The sequence below is a fragment of the Streptomyces laculatispora genome, assembly GCF_017353455.1.
In the GTDB taxonomy this organism is placed as follows: Bacteria; Actinomycetota; Actinomycetes; order Streptomycetales; family Streptomycetaceae; genus Streptomyces; species Streptomyces laculatispora.
In genome coordinates, this window is the sequence record NZ_JAFMPZ010000521.1 from 1 (window position 1) to 15439 (window position 15439).

Genomic DNA, 15439 nt, shown 5'->3' on the forward strand with positions numbered 1-15439 from the left:
AACCTGCCCGTTGTGGATAACTCCACCACACCGGGCAGTGACATCAGCGCGGCGAAACCACTGCTCCCAGCAGCCCCGGACCTGTGTGCGCGCCGATCACCGCACCCACCTCACTGACATGCAGATCGACCAGTCCGGGAACCCGCTCGCGCAGCCGCTCGGCCAGTCGCTCGGCCCGTTCCGGGGCCGCCAGGTGATGCACCGCGATGTCCACCCGCCCGCTGCCCGCCCGCTCGGCGACGATCTCCTCCAGCCGGGCGATGGCCTTCGAGGCCGTCCGCACCTTCTCCAGCAGTTCGATGCGGCCGCCGTCCAGCTGGAGCAGCGGCTTCACGGCGAGGGCCGAGCCGAGCAGCGCCTGTGCGGCACCGATCCTGCCGCCGCGGCGCAGGTAGTCCAGGGTGTCGACGTAGAAGTACGTGGACGTGCCCGCCGCACGCTTCTCGGCCGCCGCCACCGCGTCGTCCGGGCTGCCGCCCGCGTCCGCGGCCTCCGCCGCCGCCAGGGCGCAGAAGCCGAGGGCCATGGCGACCATCCCGGTGTCCACCACCCGTACCGGCACCGGCGCGTCCTTCGCCGCGAGCAGGGCGGCGTCGTAGGTGCCGGAGAACTCCGCGGACAGGTGCAGCGAGACGATGCCGCTCGCCCCGGCGTCGGCGGCCGCACGGTAGGTGGCGGCGAACACCTCGGGGCTGGGCCGGGACGTCGTCACGGGGCGGCGCTTCTGGAGCGCCAGCGCGAGGGAGCGGGCCGAGATCTCGGTACCCTCCTCCAGCGCCTGATCACCGAGGACGACGGTCAGCGGCACTGCGGTGATGCCATGCCGTTCCATCGCCTCGGGCGGCAGGTAGGCCGTTGAATCGGTGACGATCGCGACATGGCGGGACATGAGCGGGAGGTTACCTTCCGGGGCGGTGGCTCGGCAGTCCGACCCCGACCGAATGATCAGTTCCGGTCGCTTCGAGCCGCATCCTGCCATGCCCGGTCCTGCTCGACGCCCCGCTCGGCACCGTGGCCCCCGGCACTCCGTATCTGTGCCGAGAACCCGGACGTGCGCTTCCTCAGTTCGTGGTCTCGGGCCGCGGCCTCTTCTGCCACGGGTAGCCGGTCTGCTGCCGCGGGTCCGCAGCCGTGATGGCCTGCGCGATCCCCTCGTCTCCCGGCCCGTTTCCGTGCCCCTGCGCCCGCCCCTCCCGCTGGGCGGGTCCAGGGGCTCCCGCGCGGTCCTGCCCCGCTCTCTGGCCACGCTCGGCCGGGCGGTCGGGCTGCTGCCCCGGCACCGGCTCCTCCGTCGTCCAGTGCCGCAGCGCACCGGCCTCCACGTCGATCTGGACGTTCAGGGCGGCCAGATCGTCGTCGGCGAACTGGCGGGCCCGGTCACGCGCGGCCCAGCGCAGCGACTCCGCGGAGCGCGTGATCTGCCCGGTGCGCTCCTTCAGTCCCGGCAGCAACGAGGTCACCGTCGTCTTGTCGGGCTCCCGCTCCAGCCTCTTCAGCTCGTCGTCCAGCTCGCGGCCGTGCACACTCAGCCGCTGGAACAGTCCCAGCGACTCGGAGAGCGAGGCGTCCTCGGTCACGCCCGTCTGCAGCGCCTCCTGCGTGGCCCGCATCGAGGTGCGCAGCGAGAGGCGCAGCTGTGCCAGCTCGCCGGCGACGCCCAGCTGCCCGTAGCTCTTCGCCCGCAGCGTGGTGTCCTCCACGGCGCGGCGCGCCTGCGTGATCGTACGGTCCACCCCGCGGCTGGCCGCCCCGATGACCTTGACACTCACATAGATGCCCAGGGCCACGAACGCGACGACGAGCAGCCCCAGGATCAGGATCACGGCTTCCATGAGTGCCCCTCGGATGGTGTGACGGCTGCCGACACGTGTTTACCGGCCCCTCCACCGTAAACGGAACGGGCAGGTTGGGGGTTCCAATGGAACCCCCAACCTGCCCGTAGGGGAAAGCCCTCACACCGTCACCACGGCGTCAGATGCCCGGGGCCTCTCGCCCGGATCAGGCCGGAACGATGTTCACCAGCTTCGGAGCCCTGACGATCACCTTGCGGATGCCCGCCCCGTCCAGCGCGGCGACGACGGCCGGGTCGGCCAGTGCCAGGGCCTCCAGCTCCGCGTCCGTGATCGACGGGGAGATCTCCAGGCGCGCCCTGACCTTTCCCTTGATCTGCACCACGCAGGTCACGGTCTCGTCGATGACGTACGCCGGGTCGGCCACCGGGAAGTCCTGGTGCACGACCGAGTCGGTGTGGCCCAGCCGGCGCCACAGCTCCTCGGCGATGTGCGGCGCCAGCGGCGCCACCAGCAGCACCAGCGGCTCGGCGACGGAGCGCGGCAGCGGGCCGCCCGCCTTGGTCAGGTGGTTGTTCAGCTCGGTGACCTTGGCGATGGCCGTGTTGAAGCGCATTCCGGCCATGTCCCCGCCGACACCGTCGATCGCCTTGTGCAGGGCGCGCAGCGTGTCCTCGCCGGGCTCGGTGTCGACGACGGTGACCTCACCGCTGTCCTCGTCGACGACATTGCGCCACAGCCGCTGCAGCAGCCGGTACTGGCCGACGACCGCGCGCGTGTCCCAGGGGCGCGACACGTCCAGGGGGCCCATCGCCATCTCGTACAGACGCAGGGTGTCCGCGCCGTACTCGCCGCAGATCTCGTCGGGCGTCACGGCGTTCTTCAGGGACTTGCCCATCTTGCCCAGGACGCGGCTGACCTTCTCGCCCTCGTGGTAGTACGCCCCGTCGCGCTCCTCGACCTCGGCCGCCGGGACCGCGATACCGCGGCTGTCCCGGTAGACGAAGGCCTGGATCATGCCCTGGTTGTACAGCTTGTGGAACGGCTCGGCGGAGGAGATGTGCCCCAGGTCGTGCAGCACCTTGGACCAGAAGCGGGCGTACAGCAGGTGCAGTACGGCGTGCTCGGCGCCGCCCACGTACAGATCGACACCACCGGTCGGCTGCCCCTCGCGCGGGCCCATCCAGTACTGCTCGATCGCCGGGTCGACCAGCTTGTCGGCGTTGTTCGGGTCCAGGTAGCGCAGCTCGTACCAGCAGGAGCCGGCCCAGTTGGGCATGGTGTTGGTCTCGCGGCGGTACTTTCGCGGGCCGGCCCCGTCGCCCAGGTCCAGCGTGACGTTGACCCAGTCGGCGTTGCGGGACAGCGGGGTCTCGGGCTTGGTGTCGGCGTCGTCCGGGTCGAAGGTGCGCGGCGAGTAGTCGTCGACCTCCGGCAGCTCCAGGGGCAGCATCGACTCGGGCAGCGGGTGGGCGATGCCCTCCTCGTCGTACACGATCGGGAAGGGCTCGCCCCAGTAGCGCTGGCGGCTGAACAGCCAGTCGCGCAGCCGGAAGTTGACGGTGCCCTCGCCGACGCCGTGCTCCTTCAGCCAGTCGGTGATGCGGGCCTTGGCGTCGACGACGCCCAGGCCGTCCAGGGAGATCTCGTCGTTCGCGGAGTTGACCAGCTTCGCCTCGTACGAGGCGAAGGCGTCCTCCCACGTCGAGGCATCCGTGCCGCGGTCGTCCGACGGCTTGACGACACAGCGCATCGGCAGCTCGAAGGCGCGCGCGAAGGCGAAGTCGCGCGCGTCGTGCGCCGGTACGGCCATGATCGCGCCGGTGCCGTAGCCCATCAGCACGTAGTCGGCGATGAAGACGGGGACCTGCTCGCCGCTGACCGGGTTGGTCGCGTACGCGCCGGTGAAGACCCCGGTCTTGTCCTTGGCCTCGGCCTGCCGCTCCACGTCGGACTTGGCGGCGGCCTGCTTGCGGTACGCGGTGACGGCCTCGGCCGGGGAGGCGTGTCCGCCGGTCCAGACCGGGTGGGTGCCCTCGGGCCAGGCGGCCGGAATGATCCGCTCGACCAGCTCGTGCTCGGGCGCCAGCACCATGTAAGTGGCGCCGAACAGGGTGTCCTGGCGGGTGGTGAACACGGTGATGTCGCCGGCGCCGTCGACCGGGAAGTCGACCCGCGCGCCCTCGGAGCGGCCGATCCAGTTGCGCTGCTGCAGCTTGATGGCCTCGGGCCAGTCCAGCCCGTCCAGGTCGTTCAGCAGCCGGTCGGCATAGGCGGTGATGCGCATGTTCCACTGGCGCAGCTTGGCCTTGAAGACGGGGAAGTTGCCGCGCTCGGAGCGGCCGTCGGCCGTGACCTCCTCATTGGCCAGAACGGTACCCAGGCCCGGCGACCAGTTCACGGGCGCGTCGGAGGCGTAGGCCAGTCGGTGGCCGCTCAGCACGTCGGCACGCTCGGTCGCGCTCAGCGCGCTCCAGTCGCGGCCGTCCGGGGCCTGGCGCTCGCCGCTCTCGAACTGGGCGATCAGCTCGGCGATCGGCCGGGCGCGGTCCGCCTCGGCGTCGTACCAGGAGTTGAAGATCTGCAGGAAGATCCACTGGGTCCACTTGTAGTACTCGGACTCGATGGTGGCGAACGAGCGGCGCTTGTCGTGGCCCAGGCCCAGCCGGCGCAGCTGCGCCGTCATGTTCTCGATATTGGACTCGGTGGACAGCCGCGGGTGCGTGCCGGTCTGTACGGCGTACTGCTCCGCGGGCAGACCGAAGGCGTCGAAGCCCAGGGTGTGCAGGACGTTGTGGCCGGTCATCCGCTGGTGACGGGCGAAGACATCGGTGGCGATGTATCCCAGCGGGTGGCCGACGTGCAGGCCCGCACCCGAGGGGTACGGGAACATGTCCATGATGAACTTCTTCGGCTTGGCGGCCAGCTCCGGGTTGTCCGCCAGGTCGCCGGTCGGGTTGGGCGCCTCGTAGGTGCCCTCGGCGTCCCAGAAGTCCTGCCAGCGTGCCTCGATGTCGGCGGCCATCGCTGCCGTATAGCGGTGCGGCGCAGCAACGTCGGCTGCGGAATTCGTCTCGCTCATGATCCTCAAAGCTCCATCGATCGTCATCTGCCGGCGCCCACGTCTACGGACACGCGTCTACGGAAACGAAAAATCCCCTCGCACAGGAGGGGACGCCGCGCCGATGCCGACCAGGCATTCTCACCGGTCGGGAGTGATCAGCGCGGCTCGCTAAGCAGAAGGCGTACGGCACGCATGGCGTCAGGGTACCGCAACGGCCCGGCGACCACCCGGGCGCCGCCGATCCGTGGACACATCGGGATGCGGACCGTACGGCGACACCCACGGAAGGGGCGGACACTCCGCGTACCGCGCCCTGCCGGGGCGGCCACACAGACGAGCAGCGGGCCACCCGAATCCGGATGGCCCGCTGCTCGATCTTCACTGTGGAGCTAAGGAGAATTGAACTCCTGACCTCCTGCATGCCATGCAGGCGCTCTACCAACTGAGCTATAGCCCCGTGCTGTACCGCCCGGTCTCCCGCGGCGACATCGAGAACATTACCGGTCACCCTGGCCGTCCACCAAATCGTTTCCGGTCTGCCCGATTCCGCCTGCTCGGCGGGGCCCGGTCAGGCGGTGGCGAAGGAGTAGAAGCGCTTGAGCGTGCAGTGCTCCTCCAGCAGACGGCCGTAGATCGGCTCGCCCTCCAGCTCCCGGTAGGTCTCGATGGGGTCGCCCTTTATGACCAGCGCCTGCGCGCATTCCTCGCACCAGTACTGGTAGTCCGGATTGACCGGGTCCATGTCCCTGACGATGGGCGTACCGCTGCCGCACCAGTCGCACTTCCGCCTGTGGGCACCCATGGGTCAGCTCCGGATGCGGCCGCGGGCCGTGCACAAGGGGAGGGTTCCGCCGTTCCCGCCGGGCGTCCGGGCCGTGGGGGGCGAACTGCCGACGGGGCGGCCGGCGCGTACGCGGGCTTCGGGAACAGGGGGCAGGTCCGGGACCTCGTGGCGACTCGCAGGCATCGCGCACTCCCTCCCGTTCGGTCCGTCGCCCCCTCCGGCGGTCCGATTCTGCCATGACCCCGCAAGAGGGTCAGCCCTGCCGAGATCCCGTCGTCCGCCGACGCCGCACAAGACCCGCCGGCACACCCACGACGGCGGCCGCAGACAGTGCGAGAGCGCATACCCACAAGGCCTCTCCCGAACCCTGCGCGCCAGGCGTATCAAGGCGGTTGAGGTAGAGCGTGCCGAACCCCGCGACGCCGATCAGCTGGCCGAGCTGAGTGACGGTCACGAGTACGCCGCTCGCATCGGCGGCGTCCTCCGGCCGTACGTTCGCCAGGGCACCCGTAAGAGTGGGGCTGAAGCCCAGTGCCATGCCGGCGCCGATGACGACGAAGACCACGTACAGCCCCGCACCGCCATCGCCGCCCTCGCGCATCAGGAAGCCGAGAGCCGCCGAACCGACGGCCACGAGCGTGAACCCGGCCGGGGCCAGGGCTCCCTGGAGCCGGGCGGGCCAGCGCCGCCAGGTCAGCCCGACCGCGCCGAAGGCCACCGCGGTCGGCGCGAACATCAGCCCGCTGCGCAGCGCCGAGTACCCCAGACCGCCCTGGACGTGCAGCGTCATCACGAAGAGGAAGCCCGCGTTGGTCCCCATCACCAGGAGAATGCGCAGCGCCGCCCGCGCGATGCCGGGGATGCGGAGCACCCTGAGCGCGATGAGTGGCGCGCCGCCGCGCGCGGCCAGCCGTGTCTCGTACGCCGCGAAGCCGGCGAAGAACACCATGGAAGCGAGCAGACAGCTCCAGGTCCAGGCCGGCCAGCCCAACTCCTGTCCGAGCACCAGCGGAACGGTGAGCAGGACGACGGCTGCGGCGAGTATCAGCAGCCCCACCAGGTCCAGCCCGCGGGCCCGCGCCTCGCGCCGGGCCCGTCCGGCACGCGGCTCACCCGGCAGCACACGAACGCCGAGCACCAGCAGAACCAGCCCGATCGGCACATTGACCAGGAAGACCGGCCGCCAGCCCGTCCCGAACAGATCCGCGCTGACCAGCACCCCGCCCACCACCTGCCCGGCCGCGGCTCCGGTGGCCAGCACCGCCGCGTAGGCACCCAGTGCGCGAACCCGTGCCTCGCCGCTGAAGTGCTGCTGGATCAGGCTGAGCACCTGCGGGATCATCACCGCCGCGCCGACCCCCTGGATCACCCTGAAGGCGATCAACTGCCCGGTGCCCATGGCGAGTCCGCAGGCAAGCGAGGCAACGGTGAAGACAGCGAGACCCGCCAGATGGGCGCGACCGTGTCCGAAGACGCTGCCGAGCCGGGCACCGGTGATGAGCAAGACGGCGTAGGAGATGGTGTACCCGGCCACCACCAGCTGCAATCCGGCACCTGATGCGCCGAGTTCGGTGCGGATCGTCGGGGCGGCCACATTGACGATGAAGATGTCGAGCAGTGCCATGAACTGGGCCGCCAGCACCAGGGCGAGCAGCCGTCCGGGGCGCTTGTCGGTGGTGGGGTCTTTACTGGATACGGAACGTGGAGTTGCCTCGGAAGTCGTGGTCGCGGTCATGACCTCAAGGCTGGTCCCAGCCGTATACGGGTAACCAGAGCCCGCTGATGCTGGTACTGGCAGCACCTGGCAACACCCGGGAGGAACACCGACGATGGGGGTGTGACGACGGTGACGGCACGACATCGGGTAACACCGGAGCGACCGGGCCAACCGGCCCGCCCGGAACCGGCCGGGCAGGAACCGGTGCTTCAGGAACGGGCGGGGCAGAACCGGAGGGGCCGGCAGCACGGCCGTCGGCCGGAGCTCGCCGACTTCCTGCGCAGCCGCCGGGCCCGGGTGACACCGGCCGACGTGGGCATGGCGCCGGGGTTCCGGCGCCGCACCCCGGGCCTGCGCCGCGAGGAGGTCGCCCAGCTCTCCGGGGTCGGGGTCACCTGGTACACCTGGCTGGAGCAGGGCCGTCCGATCAACGCCTCCGCGCAGGTCCTGGACGCGGTGGCGCGCACCCTCCGGCTGGACCCCTCGGAGCGCGAGCACCTCTACCACCTGGCCGAGGTGGCGTACATCCCGGGCAGACAGTCCGACACGATCGAGGTCGGGCAGGAGGTCCAGGGCATCATCGACGCACTCGACCCGCACCCGGCGGTCGTCTACAACGCCCGGTACGACGTACTGGCGACCAACGCCGCCTATCGCGATCTCTTCGGCGTACCCGAAGTGATGGACACCGGGATGCGCAATGTGCTGTGGGTGCTGTTCACGGTGCCCGAGAAGGACTGCCCGATCGTCCACCGGGCCCAGGAGCTGCCGCTCATGGTGGCGACCCTGCGGGGCGGCTACGGACGCCATACGGGCGAGCCCGCCTGGGAGACGTTCGTCGCGGAGCTCTCCGCGGCCAGCCCGTACTTCGACCGGCTGTGGCGCAGCGGGGACGTCGCCCCGCCCGGTCCCCGGGTGAAGACCTTCCGGCACTGTGCCGCGTCCGCCGAGATACGGATGACATCGGTCTCGCTCTCCGTCAACGGGCTGCCGGAGTGCCGGATCGTCGCCTACACCCCGGCGGACCGGGAGAGCGAACAGCAGCTGGCGGCACTGCGCGCCCGCCGCGAAGTGTGTCCGCGAGATGTGGCCGCCGGCCCCGGCCCCAGCCGGGCCCAGAAAGAAGATCCCGCCCCCTGACGGGGACGGGATCTTGATTGTGGAGCTAAGGAGAATTGAACTCCTGACCTCCTGCATGCCATGCAGGCGCTCTACCAACTGAGCTATAGCCCCGCTGTCCGCTGTGTTTCTTTGCGTTTCCGCGCTGCGAACAAGAAGAACTTTAGCCTGTGACCAGCCGGAAAGTGAAATCAGGCCGGTGACGCGCGAAGGCGCCGTCCGGGCAGGGCTCGGACGACCGGTCAGTCGTCGTCGCCGAGCACCGGCTCGGGCAGCGTGCCCGCGTTGTGCTCCAGCAGACGCCAGCCCCGTGCGCCCTCGCCCAGCACCGACCAGCAGCAGTTGGTCAGCCCGCCGAGCCCTTCCCAGTGGTGCGACTCCAGGCCCAGCAGCCGGCCGATGGTGGTCCGGATGGTGCCACCGTGGCTGACGACGACGAGCGTGCCCTCGTCGGGCAGCTTGTCGGCGTGTGCGAGCACGACAGGAGCGGCCCGGTCGGCGACCTCGGTCTCCAGCTCACCGCCGCCGCGCCGCACCGGCTCACCGTGCTTCCAGGCCGCGTACTGCTCGCCGAACCGGCCCACGATCTCCTCGTGGGTGAGGCCCTGCCACGCGCCCGCGTAGGTTTCACGCAGGCCGGGGTCGTGCGCGATGCCGAGACCGGTGATCGCGGCGAGCTCGGCGGCCGTGGCCGCGGCCCTGCGCAGATCGGAGGCGACGATCGCGTCCGGCTTCAGCGATGCGAGCAGCCGGGCGGCCCGACGGGCCTGTCCGACGCCGGCCTCGGTCAGCTCGATGTCCGTGGAACCCTGGAACCGGCGCTCCAGGTTCCACGCCGTCTGGCCGTGTCGCCAGAGGACGATCCTGCGGCCCCTGCCGCTTCCGCTGCCGTTCAGCTCTGGTCACCTTCCGTGCCGCCGGTGAGCTGCGCGTGCTCCTCGGCCTTGCCGCGGGTCTTCACGGCGTCCTCGGGCAGAGCGATCTCGGGGCAGTCCTTCCAGAGGCGCTCCAGCGCGTAGAAAACGCGCTCCTCGCTGTGCTGGACATGGATGACGATGTCGACGTAGTCGAGGAGGATCCAGCGGGCGTCGCGGTCGCCCTCGCGGCGGACCGGCTTGACGCCGAGCTCCTTCTGGAGCTGCTCCTCGATCTCGTCGACGATCGACTTGACCTGGCGGTCGTTGGGGGCCGAAGCCAGCAGGAAGGCGTCCGTGATCGACAGCACATCGCTGACGTCGTACGCAATGATGTCGTGCGCGAGCCGGTCGGCGGCCGCCTGAGCGGCGGCGTTGATGAGCTCGATGGAGCGGTCCGTGGCGGTCACAAGCAGGCTTTCGTCGGCGGGCAGATCGACCTCTAGGGTCTCACGGACCGCCGACAGCCCACGCAGCCATTTCCCGAAGACCGTTCAGCGGCCGTCCGGGGCCACCGCGCGGCGGCCCCGGGACCCCCGCGGGCGGCTCCGGAACGGCTGTGGGGCGGCTCCGGAACCATCCCGCAGCCGCCCCACAGCCGATCGGGCCGGCCGGCCCGGTCGGGCTAGTCGAGCTTGTAGTCCTGTCCGACGACGACGGACACGTCCGCGTTCCCGGTCGGCTTGCCCTGCTTCACCACGCTCGTCGGCAGATCGAGGGTCTTGGCGACCTGGGTCGCCTTCTCCTTGCCCTCGGCATCCTTGTAGAGGACCTCGGAGGAGGCCACCGCGTCGGACTTCCCGCCGTTGACGAAGACGTAGCCGCCGTTGACCAGCTTGATCCGGGCGGACTCCGTGCCGCGATCGCTGCCGGTGGCGTTCCTGATGGCGACCCGCACCGCCGCGTCCGCCGCCGGGGCCTTGACCGTGCCGCCCAGAATGTCCTTGACGACGCTGTCCGTGGCCGAGTCGGTGAGGCTGCCGTCTTCCTGGACCGGCAGCAGCGCCGTCTTGTAGTCGCCGACCTTGGCGTGCTCGGCGAGCTTGGCCAGGGAGGCGCCGAGGTCCTCCTCGCGGAGCGAGGGGTCGAGGATCTGGGCGAGCGTCTGCACGGTGACGGTGGCGGCCTTCGGGTCGTCCGAGATCTTCCGCAGCACTCCGCGCATGACCTGCCCGAACCGCGTCAGCTGCTTGGCCTCGGCCTCGGCGGGGCCGCGGTAGGTGGCGTACGCGACGGCCATCGGGCCGCTGAGCGTCTGCGCCTTGCCCTTCTTCACCAGGGGCGAGGCCCCCTTCTTGGCGTCGGGCACATCGGTGTCGGTGTCGACGTCGATGTTGCCGACCAGGTCGACGAGGTTCTCCAGATACGGGGTGTCGAGCCGCCAGGTGCCGCTGATCTCGGTGCCGAGCAGCGTGTCGATGGACTCCCGGGTGCCGGTGGTGCCGTCGTCCTCGACCGACTTGCCGAGCGTGCTCGTGTTGCCGTCCTCGTCGGAGAGGGCGAGCGAGTTGGGGAGCAGGACCGTGGCTCCCTGCTTGGTGGTGACGTTGTCGACGAGCAGCGCCGTCGACGTACCGCCGCCCTTGGTGTTGTGGAGATGGACCACGATGACGTCCCGCCGCTGCGGACCGCTCGTCGCGGTGTCCTCCTTGTCCGAGGCGGAGAGGCCGGGGAGCTTGCCCGCGGACCACAGGTAGCCGACGCCGCCGACCACGACCAGGGCCACCACGACGATCAGGGCGACCATCCGGTTGTGGCCGCGGCGCCGTGCTTCCTCCCGGCGCTCGCTGCGGCTCTCGGTGAACTTGAGCCAGTCGATGACGTCTTCGGAGTCCTCGTCGGGCTCCTCGATGAAGGAGAACTGCTCGGTGCCGTCGTCGCGGTCGCCGCGACGCTGACCGGGGACGGCTGCCTCCGGCTCGGCGTCCGCTGCCGGACCGGGGTCCCGCGGCGGTGGGACAGGCGTGGGAGCGGGCTCGAACGGCGGGGCCTGCTGCGGGACGTTCCACTGCTGAGCGGTGTCGACCGCGGCGGGCTGCTGCCCGGTGTCGTAGCCGTAGCCGTCGTAGCCGTAACCCTGCTGCGGGGCCTGGTGTTGTTGGGCCTGGTGTTGTTGGGCCTGATGCTGCTGGGCCTGGTGCTGCTGGGAGGCGTACGGGTCGTACTGCTGCGGAGGCGGGCCCTGTTGTTGCTGCTGCTGTTGCTGGGCGTACGGGTCATAGCCGTAGCCCTGATCCGTCTGGGGCGCCTGCTGCCCAGGGTGTTGCTGCGCCTGCTGGGGCTGTTGGGCCTGCTGCTGCTGTTGCCCGTACGGGTCGTACTGCTGCTGTCCGGGCTGCTGGTACACCGGCTGCCCGTACTCGTCGTAGCCGACGATCTGCGGCTGCTGGTAGTACGGATCGTACGGATTCTGTCGGTCGTTCACCGGTGCCCCTCTCCGTGGCTCATTCGCCGCGGTAAAGCTGGCGCTTGTCGATGTAGCGGACCACACCGTCCGGCACCAGGTACCAGACCGGATCGCCCGCGGCGACCCTCCCACGGCAGTCCGTGGAGGAGATCGCCAGCGCGGGGACCTCCACGAGAGAGACACCGCCCTTCGGCAGACCGTCGTCCGTGAGCACATGCCCCGGCCGCGTCACACCGATGAAGTGGGACAGCGAGAACAACTCGTCGGCGTCCCGCCAGGTGAGGATCTGGGCGAGCGCGTCCGCACCGGTGATGAAGAAGAGGTCCGCGTCCCCGTGGACCGCGCGCAGGTCCCGCAGGGTGTCGATCGTGTACGTGGGACCGTTGCGGTCGATATCGCTCCGGCTGACCGAGAACTGCGGGTTCGACGCCGTCGCGATGACCGTCATCAGATACCGGTCCTCGGCCGCGGACACCTGCTTGTGGCTCTTCTGCCACGGCTGCCCGGTCGGAACGAAGACCACCTCGTCGAGGTGGAACTGGGCGGCCACTTCACTGGCCGCCACCAGGTGTCCATGATGAATCGGGTCAAACGTCCCGCCCATCACGCCGATTCGGCGCTTTCCGGGGCCGGTAGGCACTTCCTGCTCTCCCATGCGTGCAGAGCCTACTGGCACAGCTGTACGCCTCGGCCTCAGCGGTCGCGGTTGAAGCGCGTGGTGATCCACAGAAGGAGGAGAAGCGCGACAAACGCGCCGCCACCGGTGAGGAGCGGGCTGAGGCTTTCGTGATTGCCGCCGTGTTCGGCGCCCTCGGCGGCGACGGTGACCAGCTGGTGTGCGGTGCTCGTGAGGCTCATCTTCGGCAGGACCTATCGATCGGGAGTCGGAGGGAAGACGTCGCGGACATCGTATGCGGGAGCCCTGGGCACGCTCACGCCGACTCAGTCGTTGTTGTCGTCGTTGCGGTATCCGCGCAGCAGGAACCAGGCCAGCAGTGCGGCTCCGACGAGCGAGACGAGCAGCACGATGCGGAGCGTGTTGCCCGGTCCCTGCTCTTCGGATGCGGCGGCGAGCAGAGCAACGGTGTGCGGCATGTCGGGCGTCTCCTCAGTTATCCACAGCCCCCCGCACACCGTAGCGCCAGCACCTAGGCTGGGATTTATCAGGGGGCGAGCGACGTCTCGTACGAACAGGGGGCCTATTCATGACCGACAGCAGCAACGCGAGTCACGAGAACGTGCCGAGCAGGCAGCGCAGGCGTTTCCCGGGAATCTCGTCCCGGGCGTACGAACACCCGGCGGACCGATCGGCCCTGGTTGCCCTGCGGAAGCTGAGCGGTTTCGACACCGTCTTCAAGGCGCTGAGCGGCCTGCTCCCCGAGCGCAGTCTGCGACTGCTCTTCCTGTCGGACTCCGTGCGGGTGAGCGACGCCCAGTTCGCCCATCTCAACGGCATGCTGCGGGACGCCTGTTACATCCTGGACCTGGAGAAGGTCCCGCCGATGTACGTGACCCAGGACCCCCAGCCCAACGCCATGTGCATCGGGCTCGACGAGCCGATCATCGTGGTGACGACGGGACTGGTGGAGCTGCTCGACGAGGAGGAGATGCGGGCGGTCGTCGGCCACGAGGTGGGGCACGCCCTCTCCGGGCACGCCGTGTACCGCACGATCCTGCTCTTCCTCACGAATCTCGCCCTGAAGGTGGCCTGGATTCCGCTGGGCAACGTCGCGATCATGGCGATCGTGACGGCGCTGCGCGAGTGGTTCCGCAAATCGGAGCTGTCCGCCGACCGGGCCGGGCTGCTGGTCGGCCAGGATCTGCGGGCCTCGATGCGCGGGCTGATGAAGATCGCCGGAGGCAACCACCTCCACGAGATGAACGTGGACGCCTTCCTCGCCCAGGCCGACGAGTACGAGAAGGGCGGCGACCTGCGCGATTCCGTGCTCAAGATCCTCAATGTGCTGCCCCGTACCCACCCGTTCACCACGGTCCGGGCGGCCGAGCTGAAGAAGTGGTCCGAGACCCGCGACTACCAGCGGATCATGGACGGGCACTACCCGCGTCGTGACGCGGACAAGGACACCTCGGTCACGGACGCCTTCAAGGAATCCGCCTCGCACTACGCCGATTCGGTGCGCAGCAGCAAGGACCCGCTGATGAAGCTGGTCGGCGACATAGCGGGCGGCGCCGGCGATCTGGGCGGCAGGCTCCGCGACAAGTTCACCGGCGGGGCCGGCGGCTCGGGCACCGGCAAGGGCGACGCTACGGACGGGCCACAGGAGTCCCGGAGCCCCGAGGACCCTGAGGGGCCGCAGGAGCCCGGTCCGGCAAGGAGCTGACCTCCAGCGTCCCGCACAGCGCGGCGGCGGGCCGGCCCGTCTCGTACGGGTCGGTGCCCGCCGGGCCCCTGGAGACCGCTCGCCGCCCGGCGAGCAGCGGCCGCAGCGCACCGCTGGTGTCGGCCGTGCAGGACTGCGGTCCGGCCTGGACGTAGCTGGTCCGCACCTCCAGCCGGCCCAGTCGCAGGTCCTCCCGGTCGAGCAGGAAGCGCAGCTCCCGCCGCACGGTGAACAACGACGCGCCATCCGCCTGTTGGGGACCCGAGACGGCCGGGCGGAGCGCGTAGGTGAAGGTGTGGTCCGACACCACCTCCAGGGTGTCGGACCCCACCTCGGCGTACCGCAGCGTGCCCCGGACCCGGATCTCCGGGGCGAGGGCGACCTGGGCCGGGTCGAATCGCACGAGCCAGCCGGTCGCGGCGTGCTGCCCGTCGTCGTACGGCTCGTTCATGCTCCTCTCGAACTGGGCCATCTGGTCCGGGTCGAGCAGTGACTCCACCGGCCGCACCGTGTTCCCGCCGAGGACGTCGGGGTCGAGCGAGGAGGCCGCCAGATAGTTCTTGACCGTGGTCAGAGCGGTGAGCACCTGGCTCTCCGAGAAGTTGTCCGTCCGCCGGGCCACCGGGACATTGATGCCTTCGGCGCCCTTCGGGTACTGGGCGGCGGGGCTGCTCGCGAACAGGCCGGCCGGCGTGCCCGGGGGTACGGCGCCGCGCGGCGCCAGAGGGACGAAGGTCATCCGCAGCGGTTCGACCCGTCTCCCGACGGGGGCCTGGTAGGGGTGGCGGAAGCCCATGAAGACGGCCGTGCCGAAGGCAAGGGCGATCAGGACGACCAGGGCGAGCGCGGCCCGGGAGCCGGTGCGCAGGGTCCGGCCCGGCAGGCTCCGTACGGCACGGGCGTGCTCCCCCATGCGCTCCTGGGCGGAGAACTCCTGAAGGCGGGCGGCCCGCACGAAGGACTCGTCGAAGACGAGCGACCGGTATTCGTCCTCGCCGCCGCTCGCACTGTTCTCCGCCGGGCCTTCTGGTGGATCTCCGTGGTCTGCCATGACTTCTCCCGACTCCACGTCACCGACCGGAGGCCGGTGCGGTGCGCCCCTGCCGCGGCCGGACGGCCTGGGCAGGGCCTGCCCGTCATGCGGGGGCATGTCCGGGCAAGTGAGGAGCCCCCTCTTCGAGCAGTGAGGGGTCATACCTTGAGAGTAGGTCGATTACGGCGAACGTAAACGCGGAGGCGGGCGCGGAACTGCCCCGGCGAGGGGCAGCCGGGCGAGTCCGGGGGCACGGGCCGGAACCCAGG

General features: G+C 70.1%; 14 protein-coding genes and 2 tRNA genes. 2 read left to right on the plus strand and 14 right to left on the minus strand.

Translation table 11 applies throughout. The annotated features are described in order from the left end of the window. Positions 1–43: 43 nt before the first annotated feature. From J1C73_RS27345 to J1C73_RS27370, 6 genes are all read right to left on the minus strand, one after another. Positions 44–889 (minus strand): DegV family protein, encoded by an 846-nt coding sequence (locus tag J1C73_RS27345; protein WP_123470928.1) that lies wholly within the window; start codon positions 887–889, stop codon positions 44–46. A gap of 172 nt (positions 890–1061) precedes the next feature. After that, positions 1062–1832 carry a hypothetical protein gene (locus tag J1C73_RS27350; RefSeq protein WP_207318727.1) on the minus strand — a complete coding sequence of 257 codons (771 nt, stop codon included), beginning with the start codon at positions 1830–1832 and terminating at the stop codon, positions 1062–1064. Between the two features lie 166 nt (positions 1833–1998). Next, the gene (gene leuS, locus J1C73_RS27355) at positions 1999–4872 is read right to left on the minus strand and encodes a leucine--tRNA ligase (RefSeq protein ID WP_207318728.1); all 2874 of its coding nucleotides are present in this window, start codon (positions 4870–4872) and stop codon (positions 1999–2001) included. 366 nt (positions 4873–5238) lie between these two features. After that, positions 5239–5311 (minus strand) — tRNA-Ala (locus J1C73_RS27360). Between the two features lie 111 nt (positions 5312–5422). Further along, a complete protein-coding gene (locus tag J1C73_RS27365) occupies positions 5423–5656 on the minus strand; it encodes a hypothetical protein (RefSeq protein ID WP_123470935.1) in 234 nt (77 codons plus the stop codon). 235 nt (positions 5657–5891) lie between these two features. Then, a complete protein-coding gene (locus J1C73_RS27370; RefSeq protein WP_207318729.1) occupies positions 5892–7373 on the minus strand; it encodes an MFS transporter in 1482 nt (493 codons plus the stop codon). Between the two features lie 186 nt (positions 7374–7559). Between J1C73_RS27370 and J1C73_RS27375 the strand changes: the two genes are divergently transcribed. Further along, positions 7560–8495 carry a helix-turn-helix transcriptional regulator gene (locus J1C73_RS27375; protein WP_207318730.1) on the plus strand — a complete coding sequence of 312 codons (936 nt, stop codon included), beginning with the start codon at positions 7560–7562 and terminating at the stop codon, positions 8493–8495. A 20-nt stretch (positions 8496–8515) separates the two neighbouring features. Here the strand turns inward: J1C73_RS27375 and J1C73_RS27380 are convergent. The 7 genes from J1C73_RS27380 to J1C73_RS27410 all read right to left on the minus strand — a co-directional run bounded on the left by J1C73_RS27380 (position 8516) and on the right by J1C73_RS27410 (position 12890). Continuing rightward, positions 8516–8588, minus strand: a tRNA-Ala gene (locus tag J1C73_RS27380). Positions 8589–8716: 128 nt separating this feature from the next. Further along, positions 8717–9370, minus strand: coding sequence for a histidine phosphatase family protein (locus J1C73_RS27385; RefSeq protein ID WP_207318735.1), 654 nt, complete (start codon positions 9368–9370; stop codon positions 8717–8719). Further along, positions 9367–9798 carry a ribosome silencing factor gene (gene rsfS / locus J1C73_RS27390; protein WP_024494266.1) on the minus strand — a complete coding sequence of 144 codons (432 nt, stop codon included), beginning with the start codon at positions 9796–9798 and terminating at the stop codon, positions 9367–9369. The genes J1C73_RS27385 and rsfS overlap by 4 nt, the downstream gene beginning before the upstream one ends. A 215-nt stretch (positions 9799–10013) precedes the next feature. Next, positions 10014–11813, minus strand: coding sequence for an LCP family protein (locus tag J1C73_RS27395; RefSeq protein WP_207318731.1), 1800 nt, complete (start codon positions 11811–11813; stop codon positions 10014–10016). A gap of 19 nt (positions 11814–11832) precedes the next feature. Further along, on the minus strand, positions 11833–12450 hold the full coding sequence (gene nadD, locus J1C73_RS27400) for a nicotinate-nucleotide adenylyltransferase (protein ID WP_207318732.1): 618 nt from the start codon (positions 12448–12450) through the stop codon (positions 11833–11835). Between the two features lie 38 nt (positions 12451–12488). Next, the gene (locus J1C73_RS27405; protein ID WP_164494318.1) at positions 12489–12653 is read right to left on the minus strand and encodes a hypothetical protein; all 165 of its coding nucleotides are present in this window, start codon (positions 12651–12653) and stop codon (positions 12489–12491) included. 84 nt (positions 12654–12737) lie between these two features. After that, positions 12738–12890, minus strand: coding sequence for a hypothetical protein (locus tag J1C73_RS27410; RefSeq protein ID WP_164494319.1), 153 nt, complete (start codon positions 12888–12890; stop codon positions 12738–12740). 110 nt (positions 12891–13000) lie between these two features. On the opposite strand from J1C73_RS27410, the gene J1C73_RS27415 reads away from it, so the two are divergent. Further along, on the plus strand, positions 13001–14137 hold the full coding sequence (locus tag J1C73_RS27415) for a M48 family metallopeptidase (protein ID WP_207318733.1): 1137 nt from the start codon (positions 13001–13003) through the stop codon (positions 14135–14137). On the opposite strand, the gene J1C73_RS27420 is transcribed toward J1C73_RS27415, so the two are convergent. Further along, positions 14061–15188, minus strand: a complete 1128-nt coding sequence (locus tag J1C73_RS27420; protein WP_207318734.1) for an SCO2583 family membrane protein — start codon at positions 15186–15188, stop codon at positions 14061–14063. The genes J1C73_RS27415 and J1C73_RS27420 overlap by 77 nt on opposite strands. Between the last annotated feature and the right edge of the window lie 251 nt (positions 15189–15439).

What these genes read in the sequence shown, in the direction of transcription:
- J1C73_RS27345 (WP_123470928.1), bottom strand. Translation starts at nt 889, where the DNA reads ATGTCCCGCCATGTCGCGATCGTCACCGATTCAACGGCCTACCTGCCG.
- J1C73_RS27350 (WP_207318727.1), bottom strand. Translation starts at nt 1,832, where the DNA reads ATGGAAGCCGTGATCCTGATCCTGGGGCTGCTCGTCGTCGCGTTCGTG.
- leuS (WP_207318728.1), bottom strand. Translation starts at nt 4,872, where the DNA reads ATGAGCGAGACGAATTCCGCAGCCGACGTTGCTGCGCCGCACCGCTAT.
- J1C73_RS27365 (WP_123470935.1), bottom strand. Translation starts at nt 5,656, where the DNA reads ATGGGTGCCCACAGGCGGAAGTGCGACTGGTGCGGCAGCGGTACGCCC.
- J1C73_RS27370 (WP_207318729.1), bottom strand. Translation starts at nt 7,373, where the DNA reads ATGACCGCGACCACGACTTCCGAGGCAACTCCACGTTCCGTATCCAGT.
- nadD (WP_207318732.1), bottom strand. Translation starts at nt 12,450, where the DNA reads ATGGGAGAGCAGGAAGTGCCTACCGGCCCCGGAAAGCGCCGAATCGGC.
- J1C73_RS27405 (WP_164494318.1), bottom strand. Translation starts at nt 12,653, where the DNA reads ATGAGCCTCACGAGCACCGCACACCAGCTGGTCACCGTCGCCGCCGAG.
- J1C73_RS27410 (WP_164494319.1), bottom strand. Translation starts at nt 12,890, where the DNA reads ATGCCGCACACCGTTGCTCTGCTCGCCGCCGCATCCGAAGAGCAGGGA.
- J1C73_RS27415 (WP_207318733.1), top strand. Translation starts at nt 13,001, where the DNA reads ATGACCGACAGCAGCAACGCGAGTCACGAGAACGTGCCGAGCAGGCAG.
- J1C73_RS27420 (WP_207318734.1), bottom strand. Translation starts at nt 15,188, where the DNA reads ATGGCAGACCACGGAGATCCACCAGAAGGCCCGGCGGAGAACAGTGCG.